This window comes from Rhabdothermincola sp., from assembly GCF_036846205.1.
Classification (GTDB): Bacteria; Actinomycetota; Acidimicrobiia; order Acidimicrobiales; family Acidimicrobilacustridaceae; genus Rhabdothermincola.
Genome location: NZ_DAIUCK010000107.1, coordinates 1 through 10280, shown reverse-complemented (window position 1 = coordinate 10280; position 10280 = coordinate 1). Strand labels below are relative to the sequence as shown.

General features: G+C 70.5%; 14 protein-coding genes. 7 read left to right on the top strand and 7 right to left on the bottom strand.

Annotated elements, in window-relative coordinates:
* From V7004_RS13515 to rsmD, 3 genes are all read right to left on the bottom strand, one after another.
* A partial coding sequence (locus V7004_RS13515) for a hypothetical protein (RefSeq protein WP_334144618.1) occupies window positions 1-587 on the bottom strand: 587 nt, incomplete at its 3' end.
* Window positions 584-1063 carry a pantetheine-phosphate adenylyltransferase gene (gene coaD, locus V7004_RS13510; protein ID WP_334144617.1) on the bottom strand — a complete coding sequence of 160 codons (480 nt, stop codon included), beginning with the start codon at window positions 1061-1063 and terminating at the stop codon, window positions 584-586. The genes V7004_RS13515 and coaD, both read right to left, overlap by 4 nt.
* On the bottom strand, window positions 1060-1611 hold the full coding sequence (gene rsmD, locus V7004_RS13505) for a 16S rRNA (guanine(966)-N(2))-methyltransferase RsmD (protein ID WP_334144616.1): 552 nt from the start codon (window positions 1609-1611) through the stop codon (window positions 1060-1062). The genes coaD and rsmD overlap by 4 nt, the downstream gene beginning before the upstream one ends.
* 37 nt (window positions 1612-1648) lie before the next feature.
* Between rsmD and V7004_RS13500 the strand changes: the two genes are divergently transcribed.
* Entirely contained in the window at window positions 1649-1828 is a 180-nt protein-coding gene (locus tag V7004_RS13500) for a hypothetical protein (protein ID WP_334144615.1), read from the top strand.
* Between the two features lie 18 nt (window positions 1829-1846).
* On the opposite strand, the gene recG is transcribed toward V7004_RS13500, so the two are convergent.
* Window positions 1847-3985 carry an ATP-dependent DNA helicase RecG gene (recG, locus tag V7004_RS13495; protein ID WP_334144614.1) on the bottom strand — a complete coding sequence of 713 codons (2139 nt, stop codon included), beginning with the start codon at window positions 3983-3985 and terminating at the stop codon, window positions 1847-1849.
* A gap of 14 nt (window positions 3986-3999) precedes the next feature.
* A complete protein-coding gene (locus V7004_RS13490; RefSeq protein ID WP_334144613.1) occupies window positions 4000-5679 on the bottom strand; it encodes a DAK2 domain-containing protein in 1680 nt (559 codons plus the stop codon).
* A 149-nt stretch (window positions 5680-5828) separates the two neighbouring features.
* Between V7004_RS13490 and rpmB the strand changes: the two genes are divergently transcribed.
* From rpmB to V7004_RS13465, 5 genes are all read left to right on the top strand, one after another.
* The gene (gene rpmB / locus V7004_RS13485; RefSeq protein WP_334144612.1) at window positions 5829-6023 is read left to right on the top strand and encodes a 50S ribosomal protein L28; all 195 of its coding nucleotides are present in this window, start codon (window positions 5829-5831) and stop codon (window positions 6021-6023) included.
* Window positions 6024-6058: 35 nt separating this feature from the next.
* Window positions 6059-6346 (top strand): hypothetical protein, encoded by a 288-nt coding sequence (locus V7004_RS13480; protein WP_334144611.1) that lies wholly within the window; start codon window positions 6059-6061, stop codon window positions 6344-6346.
* A gap of 152 nt (window positions 6347-6498) precedes the next feature.
* Entirely contained in the window at window positions 6499-8295 is a 1797-nt protein-coding gene (locus tag V7004_RS13475) for a phosphoenolpyruvate carboxykinase (GTP) (protein ID WP_334144610.1), read from the top strand.
* 243 nt (window positions 8296-8538) lie between these two features.
* Entirely contained in the window at window positions 8539-8985 is a 447-nt protein-coding gene (locus V7004_RS13470) for an Hsp20/alpha crystallin family protein (RefSeq protein WP_334144609.1), read from the top strand.
* A gap of 122 nt (window positions 8986-9107) precedes the next feature.
* Window positions 9108-9344 carry an Lrp/AsnC family transcriptional regulator gene (locus tag V7004_RS13465; protein WP_334144608.1) on the top strand — a complete coding sequence of 79 codons (237 nt, stop codon included), beginning with the start codon at window positions 9108-9110 and terminating at the stop codon, window positions 9342-9344.
* Window positions 9345-9383: 39 nt separating this feature from the next.
* Here the strand turns inward: V7004_RS13465 and V7004_RS13460 are convergent, their stop codons facing one another.
* Both V7004_RS13460 and V7004_RS13455 read right to left on the bottom strand, forming a co-directional pair.
* A complete protein-coding gene (locus V7004_RS13460; protein ID WP_334144607.1) occupies window positions 9384-9746 on the bottom strand; it encodes a hypothetical protein in 363 nt (120 codons plus the stop codon).
* A gap of 9 nt (window positions 9747-9755) precedes the next feature.
* Complete coding sequence (locus V7004_RS13455; protein ID WP_334144606.1) at window positions 9756-10085, bottom strand: antibiotic biosynthesis monooxygenase family protein; 330 nt, start codon at window positions 10083-10085, stop codon at window positions 9756-9758.
* Window positions 10086-10151: 66 nt separating this feature from the next.
* On the opposite strand from V7004_RS13455, the gene V7004_RS15860 reads away from it, so the two are divergent.
* Window positions 10152-10280 (top strand): SEC-C metal-binding domain-containing protein (locus V7004_RS15860; RefSeq protein ID WP_442968064.1); only part of this gene is annotated, 129 nt, incomplete at its 3' end.

Genomic DNA, 10280 nt, shown 5'->3' with positions numbered 1-10280 from the left:
GGCTGGTCCGGCGGGGGCGGGAGCGTCGCCTCGGCCAGCCGTTGCTCCTCCTCCGCGCCGGTCTCACCCAGCAGGTTCGTGCCCTGCAGCTTGGCCCTCCCCGCGGCGACCAGCTTCTGGGTGCGCTCCAACACGATCTCGAAGCTCGCCAGCTTCTGGTCGCAGAAGTCCTCGACCTCGTGGCGCAGGCGGCGAGCCTCGCTCTCGGCGGTGTCGATGATCTGGTAGGCCCGCTGCTCCGCGGCCTTCACCACCTCGGTGCGCTGCACCATCCGCTCGGCCCGGGCCCGGGCCTGCTCCAGCAGCTCCTCACCCTGGTGGCGGACCCGCGCCAGGTACTCCTCGCGCTCCTTCAGCAGCCAGCGAGCGGCCCGCAGCTCCTCGGGCAGGCGGGCGATCGCCTCGTCGATGAGCTCGAGCACCTCGTCCTTGACGATCATCGACGAGGCCGACAGCGGCACCGGCCGGGCCGCCTCGATCACCTCCCGCAGCTGCAGCAGCACCTCCTCCGTCTCGGGCGGGTGGTACTGCGAGCCCACCGGCGGCGGGGTCAGGTCGAGATCCTCGGGGGCGTCGAAGTCGCTCACCGGCCGTACTTCTCCTGCAGGCGCTTGGCCACCGCCATCGGAACCATCGCGGACACGTCGCCCCCGAAGCGGGTGATCTCACGGATCAACCTCGACGCCAGGAACGAGTGCGCAGACGCCGAGGGGATGAACAAGGTGTCAACACCGGAGATCTTGTGGTTCATCTGGGCCATCTGCAGCTCGCTCTCGAAGTCCGACACCGCTCGCAGGCCCTTCACGATGAAGTCGGCGCCGACCTCCTTGGCCAGGTCGACCACCAGGCTCGAGAACATCGTCACCCGCACGTTCTCCAGGTGCGCGACGGTCTCCTCCAGCATCGCCCGGCGCTCGTCGAGCGTGAACAGCGGCTCGCCCTTCTGCGGGTTGCGCATGGCGGCCACGATCACCTCGTCGAACAGGCGCGACGCGGTCTCGACGATCTCGACGTGACCGTTGTGGATCGGATCGAACGAGCCGGGGTACAGGACTCGGGTCAACGGGTCTCCGGGGAACTCGGGGGACGAGCGAACACGACGAGCGTACCGCCGTAGCGCTTGCCCCTCTCAACACGCCATCCCTCCGGCAGGGGCACCTCGCGGTCGGACTCCACCACCACCAACCCGCCCGGCGCGACCACCCGAGCGATCGAGCCCAGCAGCGCCGGCCACTCGCCGTAGGCGTAAGGGGGGTCGGCGAGCACCAGGTCGAAGGCGTCCGGCGCTCCGGTCAGGTAGCTCTCGGCATCGGCGGCCACCACCGTGGCGTTCCCGGCGAAACCGGTCGCCGCCAGGTTCTGTGCGATCGCGGCCCGAGCGGCCGGGTCCCGCTCCACCAGCACCGCGTGGCCCGCCCCCCGCGACAGCGCCTCGATGGACAGCGCCCCCGAGCCCGCGAACAGGTCGAGCACCCGGGCCCCCTCGATGGCGTCGAGGCTTCCCAGCGCGTTGAACACCGCCTCGCGCACCCGGTCGGTGGTGGGCCGCACGTCGCGGCCGGCAGGTGCGACCAGGCGCCGACCCCTGGCTGTGCCGGCCACCACCCGCATCGGTCGCCAACCGTACCGGGGCGGTACCCTGCTCGGCGTGGAGGCACCGCCCGGGTTCACCTGCGTGGACTGTGGAGGCCGTACCCGGCTGCTGTCGTACCGTCCCGAGGACGGCTGGGAGCCCGGCGACGTCGTCGCCTACCGGTGCCCCGACTGCGGCGAGCGCTTCGACGTGGTCCTCGAAGCCGGCGACGACCACGACGGGCCACGCACCTGACGGGCGATCCGGGCCCGATCAGGACTTGAGCAGGAACTCGGCTGCATCCTCGCCGGGCAGCAGCACCGCCAGTTCCTCCGCCAGCGCCGGCTGTCCCGCCAGCGACGGATCGTCACCGACCAGCTCGAAGGCCACCTCGCGGGCCCGCTCCACCCACTCCCGATCGCGTCGCAGCGACGCCAGCCGCAAGTCGTTGCGCCCCTTCTGCCGCTCCCCCATGATCGTGCCCTCACCTCGCAGCTCGAGGTCGACCTCGGCCAACTCGAAGCCGTCGGTGGTGCGCACCATCGCCTGCAACCGCTGCTCGCCCTCGGCGGTGGTGGCGTCGCCCACCAGGTAGCACACCGACGCCGCCTCGCCCCGACCGACCCGGCCGCGGAGCTGGTGGAGCTGTGCGATGCCGAAGCGGTCCGCGTCGAGGATCACCATCACCGTGGCGTTCGGCACGTCGACGCCGACCTCGATCACCGTGGTCGCCACCAGCACGTCGAGCTCACCGTCCCGGAAGCGGCCCATGACGGCCTCCTTGTCGGACGGGCCGACCCGCCCGTGCAGCAGCCCGAGCCGCAGGCCGCGCAGCTCACCGCCGGCGAGCCGCTCGAAGGTCTCCTCCGCTGAGGCCACCTCCAGCTTGTCGCTCTCCTCCACCAAGGGGCACACCACGTAGGCCTGGCGCCCCGCGGCCACCTCCGCCCGGACCGTGTCCCACACCTCCTCCTCGGCGCCGGGCCCTCGCGCCCAACGGGTCACGATCGGCGTGCGGCCCGGCGGCAGCTCGTCGAGCACCGACACGTCGAGGTCGCCGTAGACCGTCATCGCCGCGGTGCGGGGGATCGGCGTGGCCGTCATCACCAGCACGTCCGGCACCGCCTCGGCCGCGCTCTTGGCTCGCAGCGCCGCCCGCTGCTCCACCCCGAAGCGGTGCTGCTCGTCGATCACCACCACCCCCAGCGACCGGAACGACACCCCCTCCTGGATCAGCGCGTGGGTGCCGACCAGGATGTCGATCCCGCCCCGCTCGAGCTCGGCCAGCAACCGGCGGCGCTCAGCGGCGGTGGTGCGGTTGGTGAGCAGCTCCACCCGCAGCTCGCGGTCGAGACCGGCACTGGCGAACAGGTTCCCGTCCTCGGCGGTGTCGGGAACGGTGAAGCCCTCCAGCATCCGGCGGATGCCGAGGTGATGCTGCTCGGCGAGCACCGCGGTGGGGGCCATCAACGCCCCCTGGTGGCCGCCCTGCACCGCCACCAGCAGGGCGCTGACCGCCACGACCGTCTTGCCGGCCCCGACGTCGCCCTGCAGCAGGCGGTGCATCGGGTGCGGGCCGGCCAGGTCGCGCTCGATCTCGGTGATGACCCGCCGCTGGGCGCCGGTCAGGGGGAACGGCAGGCGCTGGTGGAAGCGCGCCACGAGCTCGCCGCCCACCTCGTGGCGGATGCCCACGGTGGTGGCCTCCAGCTCCCGCTTGCGTTGCACCAGCTCGAGCTGGACCCGCAGCAATTCGTCGAACACCAGGCGGCGCCGGGCCTCCTGCAGGTCGCGCATCGACTCGGGCGCGTGGATGTCGTGGAAGGCGCGGCGGCGATCGACGAGACCCCAGCGCGCCCGCACGTGCTCGGGCACCGGGTCGTCGAACCGGGTGCGCCGTAGCAGCTCCTCCACCCACCTGGCCACGTCCCAGCTCTGCACCCCGGCCTTCTCCGACTGGGGGTACACGGGGATGATGCGCCCGGTCTTGTCGCCCACCAGGTCCACCACCGGGTTGGTCATCTGGCGGCGGCCACGGAACAGCTCGAGCTTGCCGAACAGCACCACCTCGGTGCCCGGGGTGAGCTGGCGCTCCCGCCACGGCTGGTTGAAGAAGGTCACCCGCATGCCGGCCTGCCCGTCGGTGACCTCGGCGGTGACCATGCGCCGGCGGTTGCGGGCCACCCGGCTGCCCACGCTCACCACCCGGGCCAGCACCATGGCCTCCTCACCCGGGCGCAACTGCCCGAGGGGGACCTCCTTCGTGCGATCCAGGTAGCGGCGTGGGTAGTACATCAGCAGATCGAGCAGCGAACGGACCTCGACCTGCTCCAGCGCCGCCGCCGAGCGCGGCCCCACCCCCTTCAGCTCGGTCACCGGGATCCCGGCCAGGCGGACCAGCGTGCCGGCCATCGCGCCGCCGGGGGTTACTCGATCCCGAAGAGATACGGGTAGAGGGGTTGGCCGCCGTGGTGCACCTCAGCGGTCACGTTCGGCCGGTGGTCCTGCAACCACAGCTCGATGTGGCGGGTGGTGGCCGCGGTCGCGCCCTCCCCCTCGATGATGGTGACGATCTCGTGGTCGTCGCCGACCAGCGCGTCGAGCAACTGGGTGCAGGCGTCGTCGAGGCTCGCCGCGACAGCCACGATGCCGTCGCGGCTCAACCCGATGTAGTCGCCCTCGGCGATGGGCCCGAGGTCGCACGACGAGTCGCGCACCGCCCGGGTCACCTCGCCGGCGATCACGTTGGCCGCCGCGTCGGCCATGGCCCGGGCGTTGTCCTCGCCGCTGGCCTGGGGGTCGTAGGCCAGCAGGGACGCGAAACCCTCCGCCACGCCCCGGGTCGGCACCACGTAGACCCGCTTGCTCGTCTGGCCCCCCACCTGCTCGGCCACCGGGATGATGTTCTTGTTGTTGGGCAGGATCACCACCTCGTCCGCCGGGGCCTTCTCCACCGCCTCCAGCAACTGGGCGGTCGAGGGGTTCATCGTCTGGCCGCCGGTGACGATGCCCTGCACCCCGAGCGAGTAGAAGATGCGCCGCACCCCGTCGCCGGTCGCCACGGCCACCACCGCGCAGGGCACCGGCTCGTGGGCGGCGGCGGGCTCCGGCGGCAGCGGCTCGGCCTCGCGGACCCAGCGCTCCTCCTCGACCTGTTCGAGCAGGTCGGTGACCCGGATGTTGCGTGGCCGGCCGATGTCGATGCCCGCTTCGATCGCCGCGCCGATGTCATCTGTGTGGATGTGGCAGTTCCACAAGCCGTCCCCGCCGACCACCACGATCGAATCGCCGACCGTGGCCCACACGTCCTTGAACCCGGGCACCGCCTCGTCGGGGGCCTCCAGGAAGTACATGACCTCGTAGCGCAGGTCGGACACGCCGTGCTCGCCAGACTCGTCGGGCCGGTGGCCCCCGCCGGGGCTCGCGTGCCCGCCGGGCACCAGCGCCCCCGCCGGCAGCCGCCCCTCGTCCTCGGTGGGCACCGGCATCGGCCGGCCGTCGACGACATGGGCCAGCGCGTCGAGCAGCAGCAGCAGCCCCGCGCCGCCCGCGTCCACCACCCCCGCCTCGGCGAGCACCGGCAGCAGCTCCGGCGTGCGCTCCAAGGCTCGACCTCCGGCGTCGCGGGCCCGCTCCAGCACCTCGACGAGCGCCGCCCCTCGCTCGGCCGCGGCCCGGGCCGCCTCGGCGGATTCCCGGGCCACCGTGAGGATGGTGCCCTCCACCGGCCGCATCACCGCGCCGTACGCGGCTTCCGACGCAGCCCCGAGGGCCTCGGCCCACACCGAGCCGTCACACATGTCGTGCTCGCGCAGCACGTCGCAGGTGCCTCGCAGGATCTGCGACAGGATCACCCCCGAGTTGCCCCGGGCGCCCATCAGCGAGCCGTGCGCGATCGCCTTGCACGTCGAGGCCATGTCGGTGGCCGCGAGGTCAAGCTCGTTGCACACCGCCTCGAGGGTGAGGGCCATGTTCGTCCCGGTGTCACCGTCGGGAACCGGGTAGACGTTCAGCCGGTTGATCGCCTCCCGATGGTCTCGGAGCGCGCCGGCATAGACCTTCATGGCTCGCCGGATCTCGTCCGCCGTGAACGCATCGATGGGCATCGCCGGCCGATCGTACCGATCGCCACGGACCTGACCCGCGATCGGTGCGATTGTCCGAAGCAGGCACGCCGCTGCTAGCGTTCCCGGGGCCTCATTCGAGGCCTCCGCTGTTTCGAGAACTCCGCCCCGAGAACCCCCGAGGTCCCACCATGGCTGCCGTCTGCGAGGTCTGTGGCAAGAAGCCGTCGTTCGGCATGGCGGTGAGCCACTCGCACCGCCGCACCAAGCGCCGCTGGAACCCCAACATCCAGCGGGTGCGAGCTCTGGTCAACGGCGCGCCCAAACGGCTGAACGTGTGCACCTCGTGCATCAAGGCCGGCAAGATCGAGAAGGTCGCCCGCTGAGGCGGCCGATCGACAGGGAGCACAGCGTGCAAGGGGTGATCAAGTCCTACGACCCGTCCAGCGGTGACGGCACGATCATCGCCGACAGCGACCTGCGCGAGTACGAGCTGGCCGAGGGTGCGCTCGAGCACTCGCCGTTCCGGATGCTCCGTCAGGGCCAGCGGGTGGTCTTCGACCTCGACGGGCGCGGACTGGCCACGAAGCTGCGCCTCGGTTCCGAGGTCGACATGGGCACACCGGGCTTCGAGCTGGCGCACCCCGACGACCCCCAGCACCCCCAGGACGGCCCCGACCAGCCCGTCCTGGGCCCGAAGGGCCACTGAGCCGAACGCCCGCCGGGTCCTGCGCCAAGCGCCACGTCCTCACTCGTCGCCTGCCGTGGGCTGGCTGCCCACCGTCTGTCGCCACCTAGTATTGGGTATTCACGGTCGCGTCATCGGCGCGTCATCGCAGCGACAACGACGTCGGAGGTCACATGCCCGCCTCAACCGCCAACCAGAAGCTGATCGACTGGGTCGACGAGTGGGCACGGATCCTCCGACCGGCGAGCGTCCACTGGTGTGACGGTTCCGAAGAAGAGCGGCGGCAGATGTGCGACCTGCTCATCGAGAGCGGGACGTTCCGGTCACTGAACGAGACGCTGCGTCCGGACAGCTTCCTCGCCCTGTCCGACCCCGGCGACGTGGCCCGGGTGGAGGACCGCACGTTCATCTGCTCCGAGCGCGAGATCGACGCGGGGCCCACGAACAACTGGCGGGACCCGGCCGAGATGCGAGCCGAGCTGCTCGCGCTCTTCGACGGGGCGATGCAGGGCCGCACGATGTACGTGGTGCCGTTCAGCATGGGCCCACTCGGGTCGCCGATCGCGCACATCGGGGTCCAGCTCACCGACTCGCCCTACGTCGTGGTGAACATGCGGATCATGACCCGCATGGGCCAGGCCGCACTCGACGTGCTGGGAGCCGACGGCGAGTTCGTGCCCTGCGTCCATTCGGTCGGCGCGCCGCTGGCCCCCGGGCAGGAGGATGTGCCCTGGCCCTGCGACGCGGACAACAAGTACATCGTCCACTTCCCCGAGACCCGCGAGATCTGGTCCTACGGCTCGGGTTACGGCGGCAACGCGCTGCTGGGCAAGAAGTGCTTCGCCCTGCGCATCGCGTCGACCATGGCCCGCGACGACGGCTGGCTGGCCGAGCACATGCTGATCCTCGGGGTCACCCCACCCGACGGGAAGAAGCACTACATCGCGGCTGCGTTTCCCTCCGCCTGCGGCAAGACGAACATGGCGATGATGATCCCCACCCTGCCGGGGTGGAAGGTCGAGACCATCGGTGACGACATCGCCTGGATGAAGTTCGGGGACGACGGGCGGCTCTACGCCATCAACCCCGAGGCCGGGTTCTTCGGTGTCGCGCCGGGCACCAACGCCAAGACCAACCGCAACGCGATGGAGACCCTGAGCGGACACGTGGTGTTCACCAACTGCGCGCTCACCGACGAGGGTGACGTGTGGTGGGAGGACATGACCGACGAGCCTCCCGCGCACCTCATCGACTGGCGGGGCCAGGACTGGACGCCGGAGTCGGGCACACCGGCCGCCCACCCCAACGCCCGGTTCACGGCGCCCGCCACCCAGTGCCCGTCCATCGCCCCCGAGTGGGAGGACCCCGCCGGGGTGCCGATCTCCGCGATCCTCTTCGGCGGCCGGCGGGCGACGAACGTGCCCCTGGTGACCGAGTCGTTCGACTGGCGCCACGGGGTGTTCCTGGGCTCGATCATGTCCTCGGAGAAGACCGCCGCCGCGACCGGCACCGTCGGCGAGCTGCGCTTCGACCCCTTCGCCATGCTGCCCTTCTGCGGGTACAACATGGGCGACTACTTCGCCCACTGGCTCTCGATCGGTGACGCCAGCGCTGCCGACAAGCTCCCCAAGCTGTTCTGGGTCAACTGGTTCCGCAAGGGCGAGGACGGCTCGTTCCTCTGGCCAGGCTTCGGCGAGAACTCGCGAGTGCTCAAGTGGATCGTCGAGCGGGTCGAGGGCCGCGGTGAGGCCACCGAGACCCCGATCGGCTGGGTGCCCACCCTCGACGCCTTGGACCGCACGGGCCTGAACGTGGACGAAGCCACCCTGGCCGAGCTCCTCGAGGTGGACCCGGAGTCGTGGCGCCAGGAGATCCCGCTCATCGAGAACCACTTCGAGTTCATCGGAGAGCGCCTGCCCGACGAGCTGCGGGACGAGCTGCGTCAGCTCGAAAAGCGCCTGGCGGACTGACCCGCCCGAATCCTGTCCCGCCGGCTCGCGGCCTCGCCCGGGTCGCGAGACCCTGCCCACCTCTTCGCCCGAGAAGTGGCTTGAGCGCGCCCTCGCCCCGTTCCTTCAGCGCGCACCACAATCACATGATGGCATTGCAGTCAGAAAACTTGTGTTGTCAACACTCAACTTTGGCGCTATCCTGAAGGTGAGTCGAACGACCCATTGGAGCAGTCCGAGTCACCAGCAAGGAGGTCGCAGACCATGTTGATCCGTTTCGATCCCTTCCGGGAGCTCGACCGCCTGACCCAGGAGATGTGGAGTGGCACCCCCGCCGGCCCCGCCCGGATCGCCATGGATGCGGTACGCAAAGGCGACCGGGTCGAGATCAGCTTCGAGCTGCCCGGTGTCGACCCCGACAGCATCGACGTCGAGGTCGAGAACAACGTGCTCACCGTCTCCGCCGAGCGGCGGGTCGAAACCGAGCGCAAAGAGGGCGAGGAGGTACTCGTTCGGGAGCGGCGCTACGGTCGCTTCGTCCGCCAGCTCTCCCTCGGTGACAACCTCGATGCCGATCGACTCGAGGCCCGCTACCACGACGGGGTGTTGCACGTCACCGTCCCGGTCGCCGAACAGGCCAAGCCCCGCAAGATCGAAGTCAGCCGGGGCGAGGGCGCGCAGGCCATCGAGGCCGAGGTCTCCCACAACTGAGCCGCGGGCATGACGCTGGTGAACTGGGGCCCGGCTTCCCAGCCGGGCCCCAGCGTTCCCGGCCCCGTTACCATCGGCATCGCTCATGGCTTGATGACCCGGAACGCAGAAGGGAGACCGCGATGGCCGTCAGCGCCTACGTGCTCATCCAAACGGAGGTCGGCAAGGCCGCCCAGGTGGCCGAGGAGGTGAGCGCGATCGACGGTGTGGTCTCCGCCGACGACGTCACCGGACCGTACGACGTCATTGCCCGGGCCGAGGCCGACTCGGTCGACGATCTCGGCAAGATGGTGGTGAGCCGCATCCAGATGATCGACGGCATCACCCGCACCCTCACCTGCCCGGTCGTCAACCTCTGATCGGTCAGCGCCCCCAACTCCTCGGCGACTCCGCCCGAGTCAGGTCGCACCCACGATCATCGCCCTGATCCCGAGGCCCATCAGGAACAGGCCACCAAACCCGTAGAGCAGGTACCGGTAGGGCTCCATCTGCTGGCGGTAGCTGTAGATCAGCCCCACCGCGATGATGCCCACGAACCCGTAGAACATGTGGAATTGCGGGGCCTCGAGACCCTGTCCCGCCACCAGGCCCACACCCATCGCCACCTGGCCGAAGATCGCCACTTCCGCCACGATCGTGAACCACCACAGAGCGCGGGTTCGCAGGGCGGGCAACCAGTGGGCGGCCAGCGCCCACACCCCTGCCAAGCCGTTGCCGATGATCACGAACCAGGCGAACGACTCGTGCAGATCGAGCAGCACGGGTCTTGATCAGCTCGCGGGGGGGCCGCTCGACAGCGCCACCTGGTACGACCACAGCTCGCTGTGCGTGCTCACCGGCCCACCATGAGGCGCCGGCGCGTCCGCGCCCTGGTGGCCGTGGGCGAACGCCGGGGAGGCCACCCACGCCTGGAAGGCCTCCTCGTCACGCCAGCGGGTCACCACCAGCCAGGTGTCGCGGCCGTCGGTCGGCTGGAGCAGCTCGAAACCCTCGAAGCCGTCCTGGTGGTCCACTGCGCCGGCCCGGGCCGCGAAGCGCTTGGCCAGCTCGTCGCCCGCTTCCGGGGGCACGGTGATGGCGTTGATCTTGATGATGCTCACTGGCCAGATCGTGTCGCACCCGCCCCGGAGCCGCCAGTCAGCGCGAGCCGTACACTGCCGAGGACGATGTTGAAAGCGAATGACCCGTGCTGGTGCGGCAGCGGCCGCAAGTTCAAGCGGTGCCACAAGGCCAGCCAGGAGCGGCTGCGCCCGGGCACCGTGAGCGCGCCCCGCGACGTGCCCCCGCACATCCCC